21 protein-coding genes are annotated in these 24561 nt (G+C 45.1%); 9 read left to right on the forward strand and 12 right to left on the reverse strand.

From position 1 onward, the window contains the following. Positions 1-122: 122 nt before the first annotated feature. On the reverse strand, positions 123-899 hold the full coding sequence (fkpA, locus tag AB6D80_RS19780; protein ID WP_009848932.1) for an FKBP-type peptidyl-prolyl cis-trans isomerase: 777 nt from the start codon (positions 897-899) through the stop codon (positions 123-125). A 131-nt stretch (positions 900-1030) separates the two neighbouring features. Between fkpA and AB6D80_RS19785 the strand changes: the two genes are divergently transcribed. Both AB6D80_RS19785 and AB6D80_RS19790 read left to right on the forward strand, forming a co-directional pair. Continuing rightward, positions 1031-2008 (forward strand): WD40 repeat domain-containing protein, encoded by a 978-nt coding sequence (locus AB6D80_RS19785; RefSeq protein ID WP_029223759.1) that lies wholly within the window; start codon positions 1031-1033, stop codon positions 2006-2008. Positions 2009-2013: 5 nt separating this feature from the next. After that, complete coding sequence (locus AB6D80_RS19790; protein WP_009848930.1) at positions 2014-2241, forward strand: SlyX family protein; 228 nt, start codon at positions 2014-2016, stop codon at positions 2239-2241. A 182-nt stretch (positions 2242-2423) separates the two neighbouring features. Here the strand turns inward: AB6D80_RS19790 and AB6D80_RS19795 are convergent, their stop codons facing one another. From AB6D80_RS19795 to kefG, 5 genes are all read right to left on the reverse strand, one after another. Then, positions 2424-3389, reverse strand: coding sequence for an isoaspartyl peptidase/L-asparaginase family protein (locus AB6D80_RS19795; protein ID WP_017096565.1), 966 nt, complete (start codon positions 3387-3389; stop codon positions 2424-2426). A gap of 235 nt (positions 3390-3624) precedes the next feature. Next, complete coding sequence (slyD, locus tag AB6D80_RS19800) at positions 3625-4215, reverse strand: peptidylprolyl isomerase (protein WP_017096564.1); 591 nt, start codon at positions 4213-4215, stop codon at positions 3625-3627. A 94-nt stretch (positions 4216-4309) separates the two neighbouring features. After that, positions 4310-4510: a YheV family putative zinc ribbon protein gene (locus AB6D80_RS19805; protein ID WP_009848927.1), complete on the reverse strand. Its 201-nt coding sequence runs from the start codon at positions 4508-4510 to the stop codon at positions 4310-4312. Between the two features lie 176 nt (positions 4511-4686). Further along, on the reverse strand, positions 4687-6483 hold the full coding sequence (gene kefB, locus AB6D80_RS19810; RefSeq protein WP_029223757.1) for a glutathione-regulated potassium-efflux system protein KefB: 1797 nt from the start codon (positions 6481-6483) through the stop codon (positions 4687-4689). After that, complete coding sequence (gene kefG, locus AB6D80_RS19815) at positions 6470-7054, reverse strand: glutathione-regulated potassium-efflux system ancillary protein KefG (protein WP_017096561.1); 585 nt, start codon at positions 7052-7054, stop codon at positions 6470-6472. Before kefG ends, kefB begins: the two co-directional genes overlap by 14 nt. Before the next feature lie 174 nt (positions 7055-7228). Here kefG and AB6D80_RS19820 point away from each other — a divergent pair, with 174 nt between their 5' ends. The 6 genes from AB6D80_RS19820 (at position 7229) to crp (ending at position 13016) form a co-directional block, all read left to right on the forward strand. Further along, on the forward strand, positions 7229-9151 hold the full coding sequence (locus AB6D80_RS19820) for an ABC transporter ATP-binding protein (RefSeq protein WP_017096560.1): 1923 nt from the start codon (positions 7229-7231) through the stop codon (positions 9149-9151). After that, positions 9148-9618: a TIGR02444 family protein gene (locus tag AB6D80_RS19825; RefSeq protein ID WP_009848923.1), complete on the forward strand. Its 471-nt coding sequence runs from the start codon at positions 9148-9150 to the stop codon at positions 9616-9618. Before AB6D80_RS19820 ends, AB6D80_RS19825 begins: the two co-directional genes overlap by 4 nt. A gap of 276 nt (positions 9619-9894) precedes the next feature. Further along, entirely contained in the window at positions 9895-10887 is a 993-nt protein-coding gene (locus AB6D80_RS19830) for a hydrolase (RefSeq protein ID WP_009848922.1), read from the forward strand. 95 nt (positions 10888-10982) lie between these two features. Then, a complete protein-coding gene (locus AB6D80_RS19835; protein ID WP_372189359.1) occupies positions 10983-11195 on the forward strand; it encodes a YheU family protein in 213 nt (70 codons plus the stop codon). Between the two features lie 77 nt (positions 11196-11272). After that, the gene (locus AB6D80_RS19840; protein WP_012604929.1) at positions 11273-12142 is read left to right on the forward strand and encodes a phosphoribulokinase; all 870 of its coding nucleotides are present in this window, start codon (positions 11273-11275) and stop codon (positions 12140-12142) included. A 241-nt stretch (positions 12143-12383) separates the two neighbouring features. Further along, the gene (gene crp, locus AB6D80_RS19845) at positions 12384-13016 is read left to right on the forward strand and encodes a cAMP-activated global transcriptional regulator CRP (RefSeq protein WP_004729651.1); all 633 of its coding nucleotides are present in this window, start codon (positions 12384-12386) and stop codon (positions 13014-13016) included. 184 nt (positions 13017-13200) lie between these two features. Here crp and AB6D80_RS19850 read toward each other — a convergent pair whose 3' ends face one another. The 5 genes from AB6D80_RS19850 to AB6D80_RS19870 form a co-directional block, all read right to left on the reverse strand. After that, on the reverse strand, positions 13201-13992 hold the full coding sequence (locus AB6D80_RS19850; RefSeq protein ID WP_012604931.1) for a DUF1338 domain-containing protein: 792 nt from the start codon (positions 13990-13992) through the stop codon (positions 13201-13203). Positions 13993-14250: 258 nt separating this feature from the next. After that, positions 14251-15708, reverse strand: coding sequence for a succinylglutamate-semialdehyde dehydrogenase (astD, locus tag AB6D80_RS19855; RefSeq protein WP_372189361.1), 1458 nt, complete (start codon positions 15706-15708; stop codon positions 14251-14253). Between the two features lie 39 nt (positions 15709-15747). After that, positions 15748-16767 (reverse strand): arginine N-succinyltransferase, encoded by a 1020-nt coding sequence (gene astA / locus AB6D80_RS19860; protein WP_029223029.1) that lies wholly within the window; start codon positions 16765-16767, stop codon positions 15748-15750. Between the two features lie 106 nt (positions 16768-16873). Continuing rightward, on the reverse strand, positions 16874-18085 hold the full coding sequence (locus AB6D80_RS19865) for an aspartate aminotransferase family protein (RefSeq protein WP_012604934.1): 1212 nt from the start codon (positions 18083-18085) through the stop codon (positions 16874-16876). A 465-nt stretch (positions 18086-18550) separates the two neighbouring features. Next, positions 18551-19129, reverse strand: a complete 579-nt coding sequence (locus tag AB6D80_RS19870) for an aminodeoxychorismate/anthranilate synthase component II (RefSeq protein ID WP_009848915.1) — start codon at positions 19127-19129, stop codon at positions 18551-18553. A gap of 349 nt (positions 19130-19478) precedes the next feature. Here AB6D80_RS19870 and AB6D80_RS19875 point away from each other — a divergent pair, with 349 nt between their 5' ends. Further along, positions 19479-21965, forward strand: coding sequence for an EAL domain-containing protein (locus tag AB6D80_RS19875; RefSeq protein WP_372189362.1), 2487 nt, complete (start codon positions 19479-19481; stop codon positions 21963-21965). Positions 21966-22177: 212 nt separating this feature from the next. Here AB6D80_RS19875 and AB6D80_RS19880 read toward each other — a convergent pair. After that, the coding region (locus AB6D80_RS19880) for an ExeM/NucH family extracellular endonuclease (RefSeq protein ID WP_372189364.1) at positions 22178-24561 on the reverse strand (2384 nt) is incomplete at its 5' end.

Consider the following 24561-nt stretch of genomic DNA (forward strand, 5'->3'; position numbering starts at 1 on the left):
ATCACTTACTACCGTTTTTGTTTTAAGTTCCCGCTAATCCGCGATGAACCTAAAAAAAGCCTAACTTAAAGTTAGGCTTTTTATTCAATCAACGTATTTTAGCACGAGGCTTTTAACCGATATTATTGTGCAGGAGCTGCTTCAGCGTTATCGATGTTTAGTAGTTCTACTTCGAATACTAGCGTTGAGTTAGCTGGGATAGTCGGTGTATCTTGCTCACCGTATGCTAGCTCTGGCGGGATAACGAACTTGTACTTAGAACCCACTTGCATCAGTTGTACACCTTCAGTCCAACCTGGGATTACGCGGTTTAGTGGGAATGTTGCTGGTTCGCCACGATCGTAAGAGCTGTCGAACTGAGTACCGTCTGTTAGCGTACCTTTGTAGTGTACTTGAACCGTATCAGTGTCTTTTGGAGAAGCGCCTTCACCAGCCGTCATTACTTGGTAAAGTAGACCAGATTCAGTTTGCTTAACGCCTTCAGTTTTAGCGAACTCAGCGCGGAAGTCATCACCCGCTTTCTTCACTTCTGCAGACTTTTCTGCCGCTTGTGCTTGCATCGTTTCAGCAACACGCTTGTCTAGAGCTTCAAGAGCTGCACGAGTCTCTTCTTCGTTAAGTGCCGTCTTCTCTGCGAATACGTCTTCGATACCTTGAAGAACCATCGCTTTGTCTAGGTTAATACCTAGCTCGCTTGGCTTATCAATGCTTGTGCTTAAGTAGTTAGCGAAAGATACACCGATTGCGTATGCCGCTTTGTCATCTTCTGTTTTAAAGTTTACTGCTGCAACTTTAACTTCTTCTACCTGTGGAGCTTCTGCCTTTGGTTCTTCTTTCTGACAACCAACTGCTAGCATAACCGTTGCGGCAAGCAGTGATACTTTTAAAACTGATTTCATTGAATTCTCCAATTAATGGCCAAGCCATTGGTTATTGTGCACAAATCTAATGATTAGATTGGTGTGAATACGTTAGTTATAACAATATACTAGTCATATGTCTTTCGACACAAACCGGATTATTGGATGTGATGCGAATATTTTTCCACTCATTGCTATGTACGATTGTCATCACCTTGTTAAATGGCTGCTTTTTCTTCCAAGATGATGACCAACGCTGGGAAATTGAACCCAACGGCGCCACCAGCTTTGCCCTAAGTAGAGGTGGACGCTTCGCGCTGCTCTACTCGCAGCAAAAACAGCTGCTCCTTTGGGATCTTGCCCAGAACAAAGAACTGGCTCAGCTTGGTCCACAAGATCAATCCGAAAATCAAGTATCGCGTATTCGCATCTCTGACAATGGTCGCTTTGCCATTACCGCCAGTCAGATGAATTTCGCCGTTTGGGACTTATCTTGGACACAAGCTGAAGGGCTATGGTCGATTTCCGATGGCTTAATTCGCGATGTTGATATCTCTAGCAACGGTGAAAAAGTACTGCTGGGCCTATCTAATGGCAAAGCTATCTATGTGGACTTAGTCACCGGACGCCGTCTGGAGTTCCTCGCTCACCGAGAAAAAGTTAATTCCGTCTCCCTATCTTCGAATGGGCGCTACGCATTATCAGGCGGTAACGACTATAAAGCTTACCTTTGGGATACCGAATCAGGCTTGGTATTGCGTACATTCGAGCACGAACAAAGAGTCGTACGAGTTGCCTTACAACGAGATGGAGAGCTAGCTTTTACCTCCGATGGAGGGAATCAAGCGATGATCTGGGATCTTGAGACAGGTGAACCTCAAGCTCAATTGCAGAGCTGGTCTCGACAGCTAATTTTCTCCAGTGCTCGCTTTTCTGATGACGGCAGTATGTTGGTAACAGGTACGCCATCTAGCCAAGTGAGCGTGTGGAATACTCAAGATGGCAAACGCATTTCTCGCCACGACGCCGAGCCATTAAAAGATGCTCGCCCTCCTCGTGCGGTAGTGTATGATGCAGCCTTTGATGATAAGAACCGTGTGATATCGGGCACCTCTGCGGGCATTGCCCAAGCTTGGAATGTGGATTAAGAACGATGACAGAAAAGCGAGTTGAACAATTAGAAAGCCGCGTGAATGACCTAGAATGTCAGTTGGCTTTCCAAGAGCAAACCATTGAAGAACTTAATGAAGCGCTTAGCCAACAACAGATGTTGATCACGAGAATGCAAGACCAGATGAAGTTCGTGGTTGGCAAAGTAAAAAATATGGATGGCTCAAACCTCGCTGACGCATCAGAAGAGACGCCCCCTCCACACTATTAAGTGCGCTTTAAAGATAACGAATTAGTTCTAGTGACGCATATCGTTAGTTTTTCGTCCTCAATGTGTAAACACATTTCAGGACGGGACATAGAAAACCAAAAGGGCGACAGATACTTATCTGTCGCCCTTTTGTTTGTTTAATCTGCGCTAATTCAACTAAAGTCAGTTAAGCCAATACAAACTTAGTCATCGGCATAAATTTTTACTTCCACGCAGCCATTAGTATCAACACTCGCACGGTACATTCCTGAACTGTTCATACCGAAATGAATATCACCTTGTCCATCGATAGCAATCAAGCCTCCTTCACCACCCATGGTTTTCAATTCACCTTGAATTATCGTTTCACAAGCCGTATGCACATCTTCCTTGAGATAACGCATTCGTGCCGCCACATCACTGGCAACCATCTTTCTAAGGAAGAACTCCCCCATACCTGTTGTTGAAACGGCCACATTGCCATTTTCAGCAACAGTGCCTGCACCGATGATTGGAGAATCTCCCACACGACCGTATTTTTTATTGGTTACGCCACCAGTGCTGGTTGCGGCTGCTAAGTTTCCGGCTTGGTCTAATGCGACCGCGCCAACCGTGCCGTACTTTTTATCATCTGGATATTTATCAGCTTGCTCTTCATCATATTTCGCTTCAGACAAAGCAAAAATACCTTTCTCTTTCATCGACTGAAGTTGGTCATAACGACGCTCAGTAAAGAAGTAATCTTGCTCGGTGAAAGTATGGTCATACTCAAACGCAAACTTCTCGGCGCCTTCACCAATCAGTAGCACATGGTCGCTTTTAAGCATCACATCACGCGCAAGCTCAATTGGATTTTTGATATGGCGGACACCGGCAATAGCCCCCGCATCCATTTCACGACCGTGCATCACAGAAGCATCCATCTCAACAAATTCATCATGAGTTAGAACTGAACCTTTACCTGCATTAAAGTGGGGACTGTCTTCCATCACCTTAACTGAAGCAACCACTGCATCTAGCGCATCGCCACCCGACTGTAATACTTGATAGCCAGCCAAAACCGATTTTTCCAAAGCCTCGGTAATACCCGTTTTTAATTCATCACTCATTTGCTCTCGTAAGATGGTGCCTGCACCACCATGAATGGCAATTGAAAAAGGCTGTGACATACAAACTCTCCACTGACGTCGACTTATAATGTTGTGCTATCAATACCACATCCATGGTTTGATGTCTGATAGCGAAAACCAAACTATTTACGAACGCTTAGATTTGCGGACACTAAGATTTGCAGACAATTAGTTTGGTAGACGGAAAGCCAGCTCAAAAAGCTAGCACCCTAAACGAAAAAAACCTCCACAAGGGAGGCTTTCAATATTCTTAAACTAAACCGTTAATTCGGTATTAGTGAGAACCACAGCTACCGCCGCCGCAGCAGCCGTCTTTTTTCTCTTCAGCATGGTCATGGCCTTCGCCACCACAGCAACCACCTTCGTGATCATGATCGTGGTCGTGACCGCCACAGCCGCCTTCTTGGTGTACGTGACCGTGTTGAACTTCTTCTTCAGTCGCTTCACGAACCGCTACAACTTCAACGTCAAACGTTAGAGTTTGGCCAGCTAGCATGTGGTTACCGTCAACAACAACTTCGTCGCCATCTACTTCAGTAACTTCAACTGGGATTGGACCTTGGTCAGTATCCGCTAGGAAACGCATGCCAACTTCGATTTGCTCAACACCTTGGAATACGTCTGCAGGAACACGTTGAACTAGGTCATCGTTGTGCTCGCCGTAAGCGTCTTCTGGAGTAACAGTTGCTGAGAACTTGTCGCCAGCGACTTTGCCTTCAAGCTCTTTTTCAAGACCTGTAATTAGGTTGTTGTGACCGTGAAGGTAATCTAGTGGAGCTTCTGCAATTGATTGATCAACTACTACGCCATCTTCAAGTTTCACTTGATATGCAACACTAACTACTACGTTCTTTTCAATTTTCATGAGAGCTCCAAGGAGGTTTGGACTAAGCTCGAACAGTTGAGCTTAGGAAAAATTCTGTACCCGGATATTATGGGGATCAATTGACGAAACTCAATCACTCAGGCTTAAAAATACCGATCATTTCTTGATTCGCGTGTTCAGATTTCTCTACAGTTTTCGGTTTACGCTGTTCTGTGAAGTCACAATCGACACATTCCACCAGCTCGATATTATTTTCAATCCACCAGCGGAGTGTGTCTTGAGTCTTGCAGCTTGGGCAGCTCGCCCCTGCGATAAAGCGTTTTTTCTGTTTCACGTTGATATCCTTTACTACTCTGGATTCGCAGTTCTTCCGCTCTAGCTCTATTAAAGACAAAGCAGAGACCACGTTTATTATTAGATCAGTTATCTAGACTTTTATTTCTAGAGCTCAAGCTATATGTCTATGCCCAAGCTTCATTTCTAAGCTCAAGCATTAGTTATCACTTCAAGCTACTGCCAATAGTTTCGAGATTGGTGATCGTTTTCCATCTCGTGTCCAAAAATCTCTTCAAGCTCTTTGCGAGCCTCTTTCGCTCTTTGGGCTAACTCAGCATCTTCGTTATGCTGAGGCAGCAACTCTTTCAGCATACCATTATCCAGTTTCCTAAAGTGTGCTTCTGCTCGCTTCGCTTTATATGGATGCATGCCAAGTTCAGTCAATGTTTGACGACCTAAATCCAGAGCACCAAGGAAGGTTTCACGCGAGTAGTTGCTCACACCGTGGTTAAGTAATTGATACGCTTCAACACGGCTTCGAGCACGCGCTAAAATCTTTAACTGTGGGAAATGCTGCTTACACAAGTCGACAGTTTTCATGATTTCGTCTGGAGAGTCGGTACACAACACGATCGCTTCCGCTTTATCAGCTCCGGCTGCGCGTAATAATTCAAGATGAGTCGAGTCACCGTAAAACACCTTGTAGCCGAACTTCCTAAGGATATGTATTTGGCTGGCATCACTTTCAAGGACGGTGATACGAATCTTGTTGGCATACATCAGACGACCAATGATCTGACCGAAACGACCAAAGCCTGCAATGATCACTCGAGGGCTACGATCAACCACATCCGAAGACATCGCACTTTCGCTGATTTGGTTCAGCTGACGAGCAAAGAATCGGTCTTGCAGCTTAAGCATCAGCGGCGTGGTCACCATAGACAGGCTCACTACCACCAGTAAGAACGACACCTGTTCGCCACTTAAGATGCCTTGTGCACTCGCAGCGGTAAAAATTACGAAGGCAAACTCACCACCTTGGCTGAGAATCATCGCCATTCGGCTGCGCGCTTTAGCTTGAGTGCCGAAGATACGAGCCAGCGCATACAGCACCAAACCTTTCAATATGACCAGAGACGACACTGCGATAAGTATTGCGAATGGGCTTTCTGCCAATAAACCTAGGTTTACTGCCATACCCACAGAGATAAAGAACAGACCAAGCAGTAACCCTTTGAATGGGTCAATCGCAATTTCTAACTCGTGTCGATATTCACTTTCAGCCAGAAGTACGCCCGCCAAGAAAGTACCTAATGCCATCGACAAACCAATCTGCTGCATGATGACGGCAATACCAATCACCAATAACAGCGCTGCTACCGTGAACAACTCACGCACACCGCTCATGACTACATATCGGAACAGTGGTCTCAACAAGAAGTGACCACCGACAAGCAAGCCAATCACACCGCCTAGCATCCACAACATGTCAGCCCAACTGCCGCCCGTATTGCCAGCAAGCAAAGGCAGCATCGCCAACATAGGGATTACGGCAATATCTTGGAAAAGTAATACCGCAAAGCCTGACTGCCCTGCTTCTTTGCCACCAAGCTCTCGCTCTTCAATAACACGCAACGCAATAGCGGTCGAAGACAAAGCTAAACCCATGCCGATGACTAAGCTAGTTTGCCAAGTTAAACCAAACATACACGCGATGGCGGTAATAATCAGAGTGGTGATCAGCACTTGCGCGCCACCGAGTCCTAGAATGGGGGCTCGCATCTGCCACAGTTTTTTCGGATTAAGTTCGAGACCAATCAAGAAGAGCAGCAGTACCACCCCGAATTCGGAGAAGTGTAGAATCGCCTCTACATCACTGATTAAACCAAGCCCCCATGGGCCAATCGCCACACCCGCTAATAAGTAACCGAGTACCGACCCTAATCCAGCGCGCTGTGCGATAGGAACCGCAACTACAGCAGCTGCTAAAAATATAACGCTACTTTGTAGAAAATCGTTAGTCAGAGCCATCATTCGCTCCTATATCTTGTAGCGGGTCTCGCAACCAATTTCGATACGCTTCTGCGTGTTGGTAACGCGTCATATCGGTGACATTTCGTGCCCAGTGTAAAACCAAAGGGGATATCCAGTGCATCTGACACAAAGCAGCCGTTAGCTCGAATGGTTGCAAAATCTCTTGTAATGGATATTTATTATAGCCTGCGGCACCAAACGCCTCTTCTTTACCACCGGTAGTAATCACACTGCGCCAGTGTTTACCTTTAAGCGCACTTTGCTCACCAAACGCAAAACCCTTGCCTAATACTCGGTCAAACCACTCTTTAAGCAGTGATGGGCAGGAATACATAAACAAAGGGTGTTGGAACACGATCACATCAAATTCAAGCAGCAATGCATGCTCAGAAGGCACATCAATAAAGAAGTCAGGATAGATGGCGTAGAGATCGTGGACTTTGACATTCCCAAGCGACTCTATCTTTTTAACCATGATCTGGTTAGCGATAGAGGTTTGCGGCTCTGGGTGCGCATAGATGACCAGCACCTTTGGCACGGGGTTGTCTGTCGAGGGAGTATTACTCATTCCTTTGAAACATTCCTTTGAAGGCTAAACGGTGGCAAGGCCACAAGAATTTAAGCAAAAGTTACTAATATGTTATTGGCATCATAACGCAAATTGCATTGTGATCGACTTTTATCTGGTTTCAGCCTACTATGCAGGCGTCTGTTCACCTCTAATTTCTATGCTATTTCAATTATGATTACTTTCTCTGATATTCAATTGCTACGCGGCGGTAAGCCACTCCTCGACCAAGCATCTGCGACTTTTCACCCTGGCGACAAGATCGGTTTGGTTGGTAAGAATGGCTGTGGTAAATCTACGCTGTTCGCCCTAATTAAGGACGAACTGTCTATTGATGCTGGCTCATTCAGTAAACCAGCCCATTGGGAAATGGCTTGGGTTGCTCAAGAAACACCTGCATTAGAAAGAACAGCAATTGAATACGTGATTGATGGCGACCGTGAATACCGTGGCCTTGAAGATCAACTTGAGAAAGCCGAACAAGCCGACAACGGCACATTAGTCGCAGAGATCCATGGCAAGATTGAAACCATTGGTGGTTATAGCATCAAAGCACGCGCGGCTGAGCTGTTAGACGGCCTGGGCTTTCGCCAAGAACAAATGACATGGAACCTGACTCAATTTTCAGGGGGTTGGCGTATGCGTTTGAACCTAGCGCAAGCCCTACTGTGTCGCAGTGACCTACTGTTACTCGATGAGCCAACCAACCACTTGGATTTAGACGCTGTAATGTGGCTAGAGCGCTGGTTACAAAACTACCCAGGCACACTCGTTCTTATCTCACACGATAGGGACTTCTTGGATCCTATCGTCAACCGCATCGTGCATGTTGAAAATCAACTGCTCAATGAATACACCGGTAACTACTCGTCGTTCGAAACCCAACGAGCGCAAAAGCTAATTCTGCAACAAGCGATGTACCAAAAGCAGCAGAAACAAATGTCGCACATGCAGAGCTACATTGACCGTTTCCGTTATAAAGCTTCAAAAGCTCGCCAAGCGCAAAGCCGTATTAAAGCGCTAGAGAAAATGGAACAAGTACTGCCCGCTCAGTTTGATAACCCTTTCAGCTTTGAATTTAGAGAACCAGACGCACTACCAAACCCAATCATGATGATGGACGAGGTATCGGCGGGTTACGATGACAATCTGATTCTAGAGAAGATTCGCTTGAACCTAGTGCCGGGCAGCCGTATTGGTCTACTTGGTCGAAATGGTGCTGGTAAATCAACGCTGATTAAACTGCTTTCTGGCGAACTGAAACAGCAAGGTGGTGAGCTGAGCTATTCGCAAGGCGTTAAAATGGGTTACTTTGCACAGCACCAATTAGAGACTCTGCACCCTGAAGAGACACCACTTCAACACATGATGCAGATTGCGCCAAAACACACCGAGCAACAACTGCGTGACTACCTAGGTAGCTTTGGCTTCCAAGGTGAAAAAGCACTCGACAAGGTGGCGCCATTCTCGGGAGGTGAAAAAGCGCGTTTAGTATTAGCGCTACTGGTATGGCAAAAGCCGAACCTGTTGCTACTCGATGAACCAACCAACCACTTGGATCTCGATATGCGTCAGGCACTAACGTTTGCATTACAGACGTTTGAAGGCGCGATGGTTATCGTATCGCACGACCGCTACCTACTTCGTGCCACTACTGATGATTTATACCTTGTACACGACCGTCAAGTTGCACCGTTTGATGGTGACCTTAGCGATTACTACAAGTGGCTAACCGAACAACAGAAAGTTGAGCGCAAAGAAGCACAAGCATTGGCACCAGCAAAAGATGGCGCCAACAGTGCTGCAGCAAAAAAAGATCAGAAACGTAAAGAAGCAGAGTTCAGAAAACTGACGGCACCCATTCGTAAAAAGCTGACTCAATTTGAAAAGCAGATGGATAAATTAACGTTGGCTCTTGAAGAAGCCGAGCAAGAATTATCCGATACTTCACTGTATGAAGCTGAAAATAAGGCTAAACTGAATAAAGTACTCGCTCTACAAGCGAGCAGTAAGTCACAGCTAGAAGAAGTTGAAATGGATTGGATGTCCACTCAAGAAGAGCTTGAGCAGATGGAACTGGATATGGATAGCTTATGAGCCCAGAGCACGCACCAATATCACTAACACTGGAACGACTATGGCAATTTAGCCTTCAGTATTACAGTGTGCGCGGTGTTAAGGATGCGTGCTTAGCTTTGCAAAACCAATTCCATGGCAACGTCAATCTACTGCTGCTTCTCAAATGGCTTGATGAGCAGCAACTCTCTTTCGCTGAGGAGGAGTGGCACAAGGTGCAACAATGCTTAAGTCGCTCTGAAACCTTGCTTCATAGTTATCGAGAGCTGCGTAAACACCTCAAAGCACACGTTGTTGATTCACTCTACCGTGAAGCCTTACAATTTGAGCTGCAGCTTGAAAAGCAACAACAGTCCGATCTCGTCGACTGCATTAAGTCTCTTCAACTTACAGCGAACCAACAATCACCGCTCGCTTTACAGTACTGTCGTTTATTAGGGGCGGAAAACCTCTACGACGCTTTTTCTGAACCAGCACCACAGCCCTAACGCATTTCCTTTTCCTTTTATTCAATCAAGCTCCAAGCTTAACTGCGCTCGCTCGTTACCATGATCGCATGCTGACTAAAACACATTTGGGGGAGTCTTTAATACGCCCAACCTTGATATTATTCAACCAGTTACCCATCACCTGTTTTGGTCGATCATATCAGTGAAACCCTTGCGCTTATGCTAAGAATCAACCAAGCTCAAATAAAAACGTGGGCGTTTCGCTAAAAGCTCAACACTTTATCAAAGCCCATAAAAGAAGCATGGACTGTTTTTATGACAATATTTACCGCTGCCGCTGGCCTATCGAATCCACATTTACAAACCTTAGTGCCAAGATTTATTAGAAAGCAGGCGTTGTTTGCTCCTCAATGGCAGACCTTAGAAACTCCCGACGGCGATTTCCTAGACCTTGCATGGAGTGAATCGCCAGACGGTGACACGCCAAGCAATGATGATAAAAGTAACAAGCCAATATTCGTTCTATTCCACGGATTAGAAGGGAGCTTTGAGAGCCCTTACGCCAACGGGCTGATGAACGCATTTGCTAAAGATGGTTGGCTATCAGTGATGATGCACTTTAGAGGTTGCAGCGGAAAACCAAATCGCTTGGCTCGTGCATACCATTCAGGTGAAGTCGAAGATGCGCGCTTTTTCCTAAGGCATCTGCACGCGCAGTTCCCCAGCAACCCCAAAGTTGCAGTTGGTATCTCTTTGGGTGGTAACATGCTGGCGAATTATTTGGCTGAGTATGCCGACGACCCATTGCTGTCGGCGGCGACCATAGTATCAGCTCCATTTGACTTGGCTTGTTGTTCTAGTCGCATTGAGCAGGGCTTCTCCAAGCTCTATAAGAAGTATCTACTCAACTCTCTAAAATCAAACGCCTTGAAAAAAGTTAACCTGCTACAGGAAAAGCTGGGGGTCACAGCGGAAACCATTAAGAAGATCACCAAACTGTATGAGTTTGATGAACAAATCACGGCGCCTCTGCATGGGTTCAAAAATGCCCAAGATTATTATGCGCAATGCTCCGCACTGCCTAAACTCAAGAAGATCAAACTACCAACTCAGATCATTCATGCCAAGGACGATCCTTTCATGACCGATGATGTGATTCCAAAGTTCGTTCTGCCTGATAACATCGATTATCGACTGTTTCAAAAAGGCGGTCATGTGGGGTTCATTACCGGCAGCACACTCAAGCCAAGATTTTGGTTAGAAGAAGCATTACCCGCCTACTATGAAAGTCTACAAGATTCGGCATAATGACGAGCCTTAGTAAATAGCAGTAAAAATATTACTAAGCTCACTCATTTCTACAACAATAAACCTATCCATGAACATAAAAGAGAGAAGTATTTATGATCATCCCGTGGCAAGACATTGCGCCAGAGACACTGGAAAACCTCATCAAAGAATTCGTACTGCGTGAAGGTACAGACTATGGTGACGTAGAAGTTTCACTGCAAAACAAAATTGACCAAGTGAAACATCAATTAGCCTCAGGAGAAGTGGGTATCGTGTTTTCTGAACTGCATGAAACCGTTGATATTCAAGTCACAAAACGCTTCTAAGCTGCGCTCATAAAGGAGCCGTGTTATAGTGGTAAACGATTGCTAACAAGTAAGTTACTCAAAAGACAAGGGTTGTCATGTCCGCTAAACATCCAATTATTGCGGTGACGGGTTCATCTGGAGCCGGCACCACCACTACCTCAGAAGCCTTCCGAAAAATGTTCAATATGATGGACGTGAAGGCAGCTTGGGTTGAAGGGGATAGTTTCCATCGCTTCACTCGACCAGAGATGGATGTCGAGATCCGTAAGGCGCGCGAGCAAGGTAAGCACATCAGCTACTTTGGTCCACAAGCTAACGATTTTGGTGCATTAGAAGATTTCTTCCGTCAATACGGCAATGAAGGCACGGGAAAAGTCCGTAGCTATCTGCATACCTTCGATGAAGCCGTGCCTTACAATCAAATGCCCGGCACCTTTACGCCATGGCAAGAGATCCCTGAAAACTCGGATGTGATGTTCTACGAAGGTCTTCACGGTGGCGTGGTCGATGGTGACATCAATGTTTCTCAACACGTCGATCTGCTTATCGGCATGGTACCTATCGTAAACTTGGAGTGGATCCAGAAATTCGTTCGTGACACACGCGATCGTGGTCACTCTCGCGAAGCGGTGATGGATTCTATTGTTCGCTCAATGGATGATTACCTTAACTACATTACCCCGCAGTTTTCGCGTACTCATATCAACTTTCAGCGTGTCCCTACCGTAGATACATCAAATCCACTGAATGCAAAAGGGATCCCAAGTTTAGACGAAAGCTTCGTGGTTATACGTTTGCGCGGCATCAAAAACGTCGATTTCCCTTACCTGTTGGCTATGATTGATGGCTCATTTATGTCACGTCATAACACGCTTGTGGTGCCAGGAGGCAAGATGAGTTTTGCTATGGAGCTCATTGTAAGGCCGATCCTGCAACAACTTATAGAAACCGGGAAAATAGGCTAACAAAACAACATTCTGGTTGATTACTTTTCATACCGTGATCATGTGCACAATTTTGCGTAAAAAATCGTAGCTTGGTCACGATTAAAATCAAGAAATAGTACCTGAAAAAGGATACTATTCTTAAACGAAACACAAGATAGCTTGCAGCACTCAACGAGTGCTCTTATCCTAGCTAGGTCAATTCAGGCTTAGCTAAAATATGGAAAGCGGCAAGCATACCCTGCAGAGGAAGTAAGATATTATGGTTCTAGGTAAACCCCAAACCGATCCAACATTAGAGTGGTTCCTTTCACACTGTCATATTCATAAGTACCCTTCAAAAAGTACTTTGATTCATGCTGGTGAAAAGGCAGAAACCTTGTACTACATCGTTAAAGGTTCTGTGGCAGTTCTTATCAAAGACGAAGAAGGTAAGGAAATGATTCTTTCTTACCTAAACCAAGGCGACTTCATCGGTGAGCTTGGCTTATTCGAAGAAGACCAAGAGCGTACTGCATGGGTTCGTGCAAAATCTCCTTGTGAAGTGGCTGAGATTTCTTTCAAGAAATTCCGTCAACTTATCCAAGTGAACCCAGATATTCTAATGCGTCTTTCAGCACAAATGGCAAACCGTCTACAAGTAACTAGCCAAAAGGTTGGTGACTTAGCGTTCCTTGACGTAACAGGTCGTATCGCTCAAACGCTACTAAACCTAGCAAAACAGCCAGATGCAATGACTCACCCTGACGGCATGCAAATCAAGATCACTCGTCAAGAGATTGGCCAGATCGTTGGTTGTTCTCGTGAGACCGTAGGTCGTATCTTGAAGATGCTAGAAGAGCAGAACCTAATTTCTGCACACGGTAAGACTATCGTGGTATACGGCACTCGTTAATCTCGATTAACTGAACCAAAAATTTGAAAGCCACCAAATGCGAATTTGGTGGCTTTTTTATTTTCTAAATATCTAGAGAACAGATGCGGGAAGCAAAGTTAGAAATCGGACTTCACTATTCTAAAGTATCTCGAAGCGAAGCGTACCCGCACCTCTAGGGCAAAGCCCGTGCTCGTATCTTTCTTTAACCGTTGGTGCTTTCAAAGATCTTGTCAGCTGATGCCGCGACAAATCCGGTATAAAGCTCACCATTGGCCATCGCATAACGCTTAGCGAACTCATAGAAGCCGCCAGGAATCATCTCATTGCCTTCAACAAATGAAACTGGGACTTTATCTGCCATGGTTGATGATTGCTCTAATAAGACCTCTGGAGAGCCTTTCACCTCGCCGCCAGATACATTGATAGTGAATCCCGACTCATTCAGATAGTCATTCACGGCCTGCACTTCATCGAACTTATTTAACTGGTTCACACTCACCGTAAAGTGGTTTGCACCGTAACCATGAGCGGCTAGCCAAGAAGCGTACTCACTCTCTTTTGCTAGCACTTGGAAATCTGCGAAGCTCAAATCCCAAAGACGACCACCAAACAAGAATTCATGACCTTGCAGTTTGCTAGCATCCACTTGCTCAACCAACTTAGCAACGATCTGTTGCAGGTCACTTGAACACTCTTCGACCTTCAACTCACTAATGAACACTTTTGGTTGGTTTGGATCTGGGTGCTCGTAGTGCTTAGCCACTAGCTTCTTGCTCTCAAACAAGTAATCGCCACATGCCTTGTAACCTAACTCAAGGAAAGGCTTGGCCAGTGTTTCAATCCCCAGCGGTGCAACATTAAAAGTACGCAGTGCAATATGATCATTAATCAGGGCTTCGTCTTCTTTCAGCAAGTGATGTACTTTCTCAGCCGATGGGCAAAGCCTGTGAATGTAATCATTCCATAGTGATTTAAAGAGTAGATCGGGCGTCATGGTGACTCCTTGTCAGAGGTTCTAGCAAGCTAGTAATTTGGATTAGAAAGGGAGAGGCTGGACATAGAGTCAGCAGCCATCAGCCTGTGACATACTTGTTCTATTATTATCTACCGCCCAATCGAGGTGTCGGACGTGGGTGAAAAGAGGAAGCGATAACACCGCTTCCTTATTACACAATCAATCAATGAATCTGTTACTCATGAACCTAGAGATCATAAGCTTATGATTCGTCAAGTTAAAGCTTAAAAGCCAAAACTACAGCTCAAGACCTGGGCTAAACGTAGCTGGCAGTTGAGTTTCACCACCTTCCATTGAAGCCATAGGGTAAGCACAGTAGTCCGCCGCGTAGTAAGCACTTGGGCGTAGGTTGCCTGAAGCACCCGGGCCACCAAATGGTGCATCACCACTTGCCCCTGTTAGCTGACGGTTCCGGTTAACAATACCCGCACGGATATGGTCAACGAAGTATTCCCACTCCGAATCATCTGTTGATACTAAGCCAGCAGATAAACCAAAGCGCGTGTCATTAGCCAGTTCAACCGCTTGCTCTAGCGATTGGTAGCGAACCACTTGCAGCAATGGACCGAAGTACTCTTCATCTGGCAGTTCAGCAATGTTGGTTGCATCGATAATACCCGGAGAAACAAACGCCGCTTTGCCCGCTTTTGCTTCGACTAGGCTTACACCACCTAGTGATTGCAGATTAGCTTGCGCGTCCAAAATGAACTTAGCTGCCGATTCAGAGATTTGTGGGCCCATGAAGGGTGCAGGTTCAGCGAATGGCTGATCAACACGAATCTTCAAGGTAGCCGCAACGAGCTTATCGAGCAGTTGATCGCCCTTCTCGCCAATAGGAACATACAAGCGACGAGCACATGTACAGCGTTGACCCGCACTAATAAACGCAGATTGAATAATGGTATAAACCGTCGCGTCGACATCTCCATATTGGTCAGAAATAACCATAGGGTTGTTGCCGCCCATTTCTAACGCCAGCATCTTGCCCGGTTGACCTGCGAATTGACGATGAAGGATATGACCAGTATTAGCACTACCCGTGAATAGCACGCCATCAAGACCTTTAGCATCGGCTAGTGCGATACCTGTCTCTTTCGCGCCTTGCACTAGGTTGATCACGCCAGCAGGAAGGCCAGCTTCTTGCCATAGCTTCATCGCAAACTCACCTGTCCAAGGTGTCTGCTCTGACGGCTTAAATACCACGGTATTACCCGATAGCAGTGCTGGAACAATATGACCGTTAGGTAGGTGACCTGGGAAGTTGTAAGGGCCAAATACCGCCATAACACCTAATGGACGATGACGCAGTACGATTTGGTTACCTGCCGCTTCACGTGAAGCTTCACCAGTACGTTCGTGGTATGCACGAATAGAGATTGCGATCTTGCCCGCCATCGCGCCCGCTTCGGTACGAGTTTCCCAAATCGGCTTACCCGTCTCTTTTGCAATAATCTGTGCTATCTCTTCGCTGTTCTCTTTTACTTTCTCAGCAAAGTTCAACACGATGGCTTCACGCTCTGCAAAGCTCAGTTTCTTCCAAACTAAGAACGCATCACGAGCCGCTGCTACTGCAGATTCAACCTGCGCTGGTGTTGCACTATCGCCTTGCCACACGACTTCATTGTTGTATGGGCTTACTGATGTCATGGCGTCGCCTTGACCTGCCACCCACTGTCCTGCTATCCACTGAGTCATACTTCTATCCTTAAAATCTTCGACAGATAATCGCCGCTCTTATTGAGCCAACATGCGAACGAATTCGCCTTCTTTTACTTCAAGAGCGCTTGCTACTTCAGATGATAAAATCACTGTGTCGCTTGCTTGGTCATACGCGCCTTTCGCGGCTACTGCGCGGAAGTTCTCAAACGAGGTATTACCAATTAGGAAGTCTTTAGAGCTGGAGTGCTCTGCAATTTTCACCTGAGCTCGAATCGCATGACGCACTGATTCAATGTTTCTTAAATCACACTCAACCGTTGGGCCTGCATCAAAGATGTCGACATAACCACGGTTAGTGAAACCTTCACGTTCCAACAACTTAAGTGCTGGGCGTGTATTATCATGTACCTCTCCAATCACCGCCTGAGCTTCTTTGCTCAGTAGGTTCACGTAGATAGGCAGCTTCGGCATTAGGTCAGCAATGAAGCCTTTCTTACCGATACCAGTGAGGTAATCTGCAAGCGTGAAATCAATTGAGAAGAAGTGCTCTTGCAGCCATTGCCAGAAAGGTGAGTTACCTTCCGCATCCGATACGCCACGCATCTCAGCAAAAATCGTTTTAGAGAAACGCTCTGGGTGCTCAGACATGATCAGGAAGCGACACTTCGACATCAAACGACCATTCAATCCACCACGGAAAGCTGGACGCAAGAACAGTGTGCAGATCTCACTGCATCCGGTGTAGTTATTGCCGAAAGTCAGCAGCTTCACGACGTTATTCACGCCAAGCTTTTGCGATGAGTGAACCACTTTGCTGATGTGGTAAGAGTAAAACGGAACATCCCAGCCAATTGAGGCTTCGATGCCTGTGGTACCTGCGACTTCTCCCGTTTCAGTGTCGAAGCCAACCATTAGGTAGCCTTCATCACCGGGTTCAGTCACGTCTTGTTTGGCAAAACTGTATTCAGAGTGAGTAATTCGGTTAGTTAACAGTTCTTCGTTAACCGGAAGAGATGTGAATCCGTGACCAGATTCAACCGCGCAGGTATGCAGCGCATCGTAATCAGATAATTTTATTGGGCGAACAACTAGCATCAATATTCCCTCCAGATGCAAAACAGGCCCAAAACCAGAAGCTTGGGCCTTTAGCAGTACGTCATGGGATCGCTCTAATGGCGACCATCCTATGACGCCGCTCAGGCTAAACTAACGTAGCGATTGCTTTGTCTAGTTTTGATAAACCTTCTTCAATTTCTTGTGTAGTAATAACCAGTGATGGCGTGAAACGAACCACGTTTGCACCCGCAACCAGTACCATCAAACCTTGTTCGCCTGCTGCTACTAATACATCACGAGCACGACCTTGCCATGCTTCATTAAGCGCAGCGCCTAGCAATAGGCCTTTACCGCGAACTTCACTGAATATTTGGTATTTGTCGTTAATCTTAGCTAAACCATCACGGAATAGTGCTTCGCGTTCTTTCACGCCAGCCAACGTTTCAGGTTGGCTTACTACGTCAACAACCGCTTCAGCAACGGCACACGCCAGTGGGTTACCACCGTAAGTCGAACCGTGCGTACCCACTTTTAGGTGTGTTGCAAGTTCAGACGTTGTTAGCATTGCGCCGATCGGGAAACCACCACCTAGTGATTTCGCAGTGCTTAGGATATCAGGTGTTACACCTAGGCCTTGGTAAGCGTAAAAGTTACCCGTACGGCCATTACCTGTTTGCACTTCATCAAAGATAAGCAGCGCATTGTGTTTGTCACACAGTTCACGAACCGTGTTCACGAACTCAGATGTTGGAGAGATGATACCGCCCTCGCCTTGCAGCGGTTCCATCATGATTGCACATGTGCGATCTGAGATGTGCGCTTCTAGCGCTGCAATATCGTTGTAAGGCAGGTGAGTTACATCGCCCGGTTTAGGACCGAAGCCATCAGAGTAAGCCTCTTGACCACCCACCGTTACGGTAAAGAAAGTACGACCGTGGAAACCTTGTTTGAATGCAATGATTTCAGATTTCTCAGGACCGTGAACATCCGCTGCCCAACGACGAGCTAGCTTCAAGGCTGCTTCGTTCGCTTCAGCACCAGAGTTGGCAAAGAATACTTTTTCTGCAAAACATACGTCTGTTAGCTTCTTCGCTAGACGCAGCGCAGGTTCATTGGTCATCACGTTACTTAGGTGCCAAATCTTGTTTGCTTGCTCGGTAACTGCGTTAACCATTGCTGGGTGACAGTGACCCAAACAGCTCACAGCGATACCACCAGCAAAGTCGATATACTCTCGGCCTTGTTGGTCCCAAACGCGTGCGCCTTCCCCTTTTACTGGGATCATTTCCATTGGGTTATAACAAGGCACCATCACCTCATTAAACAGACTACGTTCTACTTTTTTTTCCACTGTCATCGTACATTCCTTCTCGATACCGCAAGCTTCGCAAATAAGCGTACTGGTTTATAAGTGAGACAAAGATATTTTCTCTCGCCATAATCCCGCCGCAGCATTATATTTACATTTAATTAACGTTTTCAATAGTAGATTATTCTTTAGCCATCCCTAACAACCAGCTAAACGTCACTACCTATGACTATTTATGCATCAATCAATCTGTTTTATGAAGCTTTTTTTACCTAAACGCATAATCAGCAATAGCAAACCCTTACTGGCATTGCGGTATATAGGGTTCGAGACGAAATAAGGCGAATAATTTTGCATAGGCTAAAAACTTAGCCTGAAGAGAGAGAAATGTTATAAAAAGTGATCGGCGTCAGAGGAGTAAGAGACGCGTAGCGCCCGAATTTAAACGCTTAACGAATGGGGTAACAGGTTTAACTGGCTTATTTAGACGCAGAAAGAGTCAAATTTAAACACTCAGCGTGCTAAGAAGTTAGCGAGAAGCTGGTGTCCTTGCTCTGTTTTAATCGACTCAGGGTGAAATTGTACGGCATCAATCGGTAAGGTTTTGTGTTGATACCCCATGATCTCATCCATGCTGCCATCTTCAAATTCCGTCCAAGAGGTCAATTCAAAGCAGTCTGGTAGCGTGCCATTTTTCACCACTAGAGAATGGTAACGTGTCACGGTTAGAGGGTTATTAAGCCCTTGAAAAACGCTCTTGCCATTGTGGCGGATTGGGGAGGTTTTACCGTGCATCACTTGTCTGGCTCGCACTACTTCACCACCAAAGACTTGGGCAATGGCTTGATGACCAAGGCACACACCTAAGATCGGCAACTTACCCACGAAGTGTTCAATGACTTGTAGAGAGATTCCCGCATCATCAGGCGTACAAGGACCTGGCGAGATAACTAAATGGCTAGGATTTAGCGCTTCGATGCCCGCAATATCAATCTCATCGTTGCGAACAACTTTTACAGTTACCCCTAACTCACAGAAATACTGATACAAGTTATAGGTAAAAGAGTCGTAGTTATCGATGATAAGTAACATGGGTCGAAATCGTTTGCTAAATACTAAAGGATTGGGAGATATAGGGGCGGTATTGTGCAATATAAAGCAAGAAAGGCAAGTGAAAATGATAAAAAGAAAATCAGCTTTCGCTGCCCTGATAACTTTACACTACAAATACATAAACGTTACTGGCAATGAAGCCAGAGTGATCCACTTAGTCTTCTCAAGACATAGATGTCTCCCATCCCTGCCAAAGTTCCCATAAAAATTAAAACCTTATAAGTTGCGGGTTTTTTATGACATGGTTCTTTTTTTGTGAAAAATAACAACTCAATGAATAATTGTTTGAGTTATCATTAGCGTGAATTTACTGACCTTTAATAGAAAAATGAAAGAGAACAAGCTCGTCTACCTAATTCGTTACATACCGACTATAACTGTGGCTCTATTCTCTATTATCGTCTTTTCGTTATCGGTCAATGATAGTTATCGACGAACCAATCAAGAAATCACTCACATAGAGTCCGATATTGTTGAAGAAAAAAAAGCCTATTTAAAATCTCAAGTCAGCTATGTCAACAAGCAGCTCAACTACTTAGAAGAAACAACAATAACCACACTACGCGACAGTATAAAAACTCATACTCTCCGCACTCACTCCATACTAAATCAACTGTACAAGGACAACCCACAATTAAGTGAACAAGAGTTTACAACCTTGGTTCGTTCGAGTTTGAAAAACTACAGATTCAATGACGGTCGTGGTTACCCTTTTATTTATCACCATGATGGAACTGTTATTTTTCACCCTGTTTTTCCTAGTATGCAAGGAGCCTCTAAATGGGAATTTCAAGATGCTAAAGGACACTTTGTTGCTCAGGAATTAACAAAAAAAGCGATTGAAGAAAAAGAAGGCTTTCATAAATGGTGGTTTCTAAAACCGAATTCATTCGCAAAGCAGTATGAAAAAATCGGCTATATCGTTAATTTCTCGCCATATAATTGGTATATAGGTACGAGTGACTTTATTACAGATGTCCAGGCAGACATTCAAAGTGACGTGCTCGAATGGTTAAGTCAGCTTCAAATTGGTCAACAGAGTAACTTCTACGTTATCGACACTAAAGGCGATGTGCTGGCTCATACCACTCCTAGCTTTATTGACACTAATATCCATAACATTCAAAACATACACTTCCGCACTCAAGCAGTCGCGCTGTTGGAACAATCGGATGTCTATGTTAGACACTTAGCTGCCGACAATCACTCGTTAGAAAACCTTAGTTATGTCATCAAAAATAGTACTTGGGGCTGGACGATAGGCGCGAGCTTTAGTGTCACTGCATTAGAAAGACTTGTTGCTAAAAAAAATGCCGAGTTGATTGAAAAAAGAAATGATGAGCTCAATCGCTTAGCACTCATGTATAGCATAGTCGTTCTATTAGTCGGACTACTCTCATATTATGTAAGCACTCTAGTTTCTCGTCGCTTTGAATCTTATCAAGCTGAAATTCAATCTGACTTTGAAAAGCTCTGTACTGCAAACAGCACGCTGAAACACTTTGCTAATCATGACCAACTGACTGGGCTTTTTAATCGACACTTTTTTGAAGTCTATATGGAGAAAGAGCTGGCCAAAACTCAATCAGATGACGATAAATTTCTTGTCTGTTTTATTGATGTAGATAACTTTAAAAACATCAACGACTACTACGGACACAGTGTTGGAGACGAACTCTTAATACAGATATCTCAAACGCTTAAAAAAGTATGCCCTAATTTTTCAGAAGTGTTCCGGTTCGGAGGTGATGAATTTATTGTTACTTTCCCTGCTCTAAACAGCCTAAAACAGGCAGAAAGCGTCATGAAACTATTTCATGATGAACTTGCGACCAAGTATCAATGCTTTGAGCATGAATTTGATATCAGTTTTAGCTTAGGTGCCGCCTTGTATCCCGATCACGGGCGCACTGTCGATGAGTTACTCGCAAGCTCTGATATTATGCTCCATTCTGTGAAATCAGAAGGCAAAGCAAACTGTGCTATTTTCTCATCAAAAACCTCTGCGAAAAATCAACGTAAGTTTCTGATTGAAGACAATTTACTTACCGCTATAGAAAGAAGAGAAATTTATTTAGATTATCAGCCTCAGTATTGCTTACAGTCTGGAAGGTTATGGGGAATCGAAGCGCTAGCTCGATGGAAAAGCCCAACATTGGGTAACGTTTACCCTGATGAATTTATCTCCGTCGCTGAAGTCAGTGGTCACATACGCGCATTAGGTTGGTATCTTATTGAATTAGCCTACCAACAGTATTCAGAACTCGATTTTCCAGACGATGCTCCTATTTTACTGGCACTGAACTTATCACCAGTTCAAATTGGTGAAACAAACCTTGCTGAAAATATCATTAAAATAACAGAGCGCTACGGTATAAACCCATCCCATATATGCCTAGAAGCCACCGAAGGCATCATGCTAAAAAATCCGGAAGAGGTAGCAAAAGTTGCGTATCAACTTCGTAGTAAAGGGTTTCACTTGGCCTTAGATGATTTTGGTACTGGGTACTCTTCGTTGAAGTATTTGTCATTACTTCCTATTCATGAAATTAAAATAGATCGTAGCTTTATTTGGCAACTTTCAGAATCGAATACCGCTCATGAACTATTAAAAAGCATTGTCGCAATTGGGCGGTCTACAAGAACAAGAACCGTCGCTGAAGGTGTCGAAACCATTGAACAACTAGAATATGTTAAACAATATGGATGTGACATTGTCCAAGGGTACTTATTTTCAAAACCGGTATCACTGGAAAAAGCGATACAAATACGCCAATACGACCTTGAAAAGATGGAATCATACCAATCACAGTAAGTAAGTGTTCAAAAATAGCGCAGGAAAAAAGCTTGAGAACAAGGCGGATTTTTTTGATAAGTAGTTATTCTACAATCAAAAAATCTAACGACGTTATCTAGATTTTTAACAAGCTAGGGTGAACAGTTATTTACTACGATTGGTATCAATGAGTAGCTAAAATATAAACCGCTACCTATAGGTAGCGGTTTATTATGACTCAAAAAGCCTTATTACTTACGACGACGCCACATTGCTAAGCCAAACAATGACATCAATGCACCTAAGCCGAATGAACCACCGACTTTAAGCTCAAGAACTGCCGGATCATGATCCGATGAACGGAAGTGATCTTGGTGCTTCGGCAGATCACCTTTGAACTCTTCGTTGTAATCAAGCAACTTCGATTCACCGCCATTGATGTGCCAGTCAGTCGCATCCACCACCATGTCTTTCAGGCTGTCGCTGATCAACAGGTGATCCAAAGCGCCAACCTCATCATTGTATGAGTAGCTCCAGCTGTCTGGGTGCTTTTGAGCCACAGCATTAATGTAGCCGTAGTTCTTAGTAATCACCGCACCGTTATCGCCAAACTGCTCGACACCGTCAATGTAGGTGTTACGCGCCGCTTTGATTTGCTTACCGTATTTCTCTTCAGAGTAATCCGTCAGTACCAGCATTGGGTCTTCCATGCCGTACGAGTTCATATCACCCAGAATCACTTTATGGCCTTTGATGCCATCTAGCGCTTCACCCAGTGCAACCGCAGCAGCCACACGGAAGTTCTCACATGAGCCTTGCTTATCGGCGTCAACACCACCTTGGCCGCCCTGTTCGACAGGGGCTGCATCTTCCCAACACTTAGAACCTTTCGATTTAAAGTGATTAATCGCAACGGTCAGTTTCTCTTTGGTGCCTTTCACTTTAAAAGTTGGCGCCAATGAGTCACGTTGATAGTTCTTACCGTCTTCAATCACCTTGCCTGAATCGTCTAACACTTCTGGCGCTTGTTGGCTTGGCATCGCGATAACACGACTGTCTTTAAGCTTAACCACTTTCTTACGGTAGATAACACCTGTTGTAATGACATCAGTACCAATCGAGTCCATCTCGTCGGTCACGCCATCTTCGTTCGAATCGACAGCCACAAAGGTATAGCGGTCTTTCTTACGCTCAATGCGGTCATTCAGTTGGTTAACAAGCTGCTGAATGGCAGAGCCTTCACCAAAACCGTTGTTCTCAATTTCCATCAAACCAATGATGTCGGCATCTAGACGAAGAATCGCGTTCACAATCTTCTCTTGCTGCATCTCAAACTCAGTGATGGTGTTCGCGCCACGGTTGTTGCCGTGTTGGTTCGCGTCACCGCCAAATGGAGAGTTAAAGTAGTTCAATACGTTGAAGGTCGCGATACGTAGATCACCTTCATCCATATCAGGCTTGTCAGTACGTGGGTCATTTCGGACAAAGTTCTCAGCCGAGATCTGGTTGGTTGTCACTAAGCGATACTCGCCGTAGCTGTAAGTCAGCACGCCTTCTAGGCCAACAATGGTGTCATCAATACGGATGTAGTCTTCTGTTGAACCATCTTGGTCAATATCGGTACGGCCAAAGTCTGGGTAGAAAGGAACCTGTCCGTCACCGGCTTTTTGATCGGTTTCAACAAAAAGACGACGGTCTGCGTTATCTTTAGTTTGCTGTTTCGCATCTTCAGAGCCAGCTGCAGATAACTGGTTCGGCTGCATGTTAATACGCTCATGGGCCAGTACCATGTTGTTACGACGACCTGCGTAGTCATAACCAAAGGTACGCGTTACACGCATATCAAGCGCTTCGGTTGTTTTCACCAACATGCCTTCATGGCGTTCAAGCGTTACAGCGAAGTTCTCGTCACTGTCTAAGGCTTCAATTGCTGTCGCTTCAGGCGCTTGTTGCTCGCCCTGCTTAAGCCATTGGTTGTTTTCAACTTTAAGCTGAGTATGACTGTAATACTCTTGAACCTTACCTTTCACACACACTACATCGCCCGCAGCCAGTTCTGAACTCGATTGATTTGTGTGGATAAATAGACCTTCAGAAGTGCTTGAATTGAAGTCATCCTCAAGTGCTTGCAGGTAGAAACCTTTGGTTATGCCAGTAGTGACTGCACTTACCACACCTTTGACGAAGTATTCATCGTCAGTGATGTATGGATAGCCATCAATGAACGGTGATGTTGCGCCCTCACCTTGGATCTCTTGAATAGTCGTGAATAAAGGAGCAGAGCCATCTTGTGTACAGGCAAACGCGTCAGGCAACTCTACATTGTCTAGTGAACCTAGCCCTTCAATACTGTCCTTAGGTAACGATACCCATTGCGAAGCATCAAACGTCGCAGAAGGTGTTTGTGCCGCACGAACCAAAGTAACATCTTTGCCCCAGTCCACATCGCCCATCAAACCAACAACATCATGTACCGAACCATCTGAATTCAAGATAGCCAGCGGGTCGTCACCGTTATGGTTAGCAATCGACGCCTTGAGAATGTCAGCGACGGCTTTAATCTCATCACTCGCACTCGTACCCCCTCTGGCAGGATAGTTGTCACTGTTAAAATTTAACCAGTTTGGGCGATAAA

Source organism: Vibrio sp. 10N.247.310.17, assembly GCF_041466605.1.
In the GTDB taxonomy this organism is placed as follows: domain Bacteria; phylum Pseudomonadota; class Gammaproteobacteria; order Enterobacterales; family Vibrionaceae; genus Vibrio; species Vibrio tasmaniensis_A.

What these genes read in the sequence shown, in the direction of transcription:
- fkpA (WP_009848932.1), bottom strand. Translation starts at nt 899, where the DNA reads ATGAAATCAGTTTTAAAAGTATCACTGCTTGCCGCAACGGTTATGCTA.
- AB6D80_RS19785 (WP_029223759.1), top strand. Translation starts at nt 1,031, where the DNA reads ATGCGAATATTTTTCCACTCATTGCTATGTACGATTGTCATCACCTTG.
- AB6D80_RS19790 (WP_009848930.1), top strand. Translation starts at nt 2,014, where the DNA reads ATGACAGAAAAGCGAGTTGAACAATTAGAAAGCCGCGTGAATGACCTA.
- AB6D80_RS19795 (WP_017096565.1), bottom strand. Translation starts at nt 3,389, where the DNA reads ATGTCACAGCCTTTTTCAATTGCCATTCATGGTGGTGCAGGCACCATC.
- slyD (WP_017096564.1), bottom strand. Translation starts at nt 4,215, where the DNA reads ATGAAAATTGAAAAGAACGTAGTAGTTAGTGTTGCATATCAAGTGAAA.
- kefB (WP_029223757.1), bottom strand. Translation starts at nt 6,483, where the DNA reads ATGGCTCTGACTAACGATTTTCTACAAAGTAGCGTTATATTTTTAGCA.
- kefG (WP_017096561.1), bottom strand. Translation starts at nt 7,054, where the DNA reads ATGAGTAATACTCCCTCGACAGACAACCCCGTGCCAAAGGTGCTGGTC.
- AB6D80_RS19820 (WP_017096560.1), top strand. Translation starts at nt 7,229, where the DNA reads ATGATTACTTTCTCTGATATTCAATTGCTACGCGGCGGTAAGCCACTC.
- AB6D80_RS19825 (WP_009848923.1), top strand. Translation starts at nt 9,148, where the DNA reads ATGAGCCCAGAGCACGCACCAATATCACTAACACTGGAACGACTATGG.
- AB6D80_RS19830 (WP_009848922.1), top strand. Translation starts at nt 9,895, where the DNA reads ATGACAATATTTACCGCTGCCGCTGGCCTATCGAATCCACATTTACAA.
- AB6D80_RS19835 (WP_372189359.1), top strand. Translation starts at nt 10,983, where the DNA reads ATGATCATCCCGTGGCAAGACATTGCGCCAGAGACACTGGAAAACCTC.
- AB6D80_RS19840 (WP_012604929.1), top strand. Translation starts at nt 11,273, where the DNA reads ATGTCCGCTAAACATCCAATTATTGCGGTGACGGGTTCATCTGGAGCC.
- crp (WP_004729651.1), top strand. Translation starts at nt 12,384, where the DNA reads ATGGTTCTAGGTAAACCCCAAACCGATCCAACATTAGAGTGGTTCCTT.
- AB6D80_RS19850 (WP_012604931.1), bottom strand. Translation starts at nt 13,992, where the DNA reads ATGACGCCCGATCTACTCTTTAAATCACTATGGAATGATTACATTCAC.
- astD (WP_372189361.1), bottom strand. Translation starts at nt 15,708, where the DNA reads ATGACTCAGTGGATAGCAGGACAGTGGGTGGCAGGTCAAGGCGACGCC.
- astA (WP_029223029.1), bottom strand. Translation starts at nt 16,767, where the DNA reads ATGCTAGTTGTTCGCCCAATAAAATTATCTGATTACGATGCGCTGCAT.
- AB6D80_RS19865 (WP_012604934.1), bottom strand. Translation starts at nt 18,085, where the DNA reads ATGACAGTGGAAAAAAAAGTAGAACGTAGTCTGTTTAATGAGGTGATG.
- AB6D80_RS19870 (WP_009848915.1), bottom strand. Translation starts at nt 19,129, where the DNA reads ATGTTACTTATCATCGATAACTACGACTCTTTTACCTATAACTTGTAT.
- AB6D80_RS19875 (WP_372189362.1), top strand. Translation starts at nt 19,479, where the DNA reads ATGAAAGAGAACAAGCTCGTCTACCTAATTCGTTACATACCGACTATA.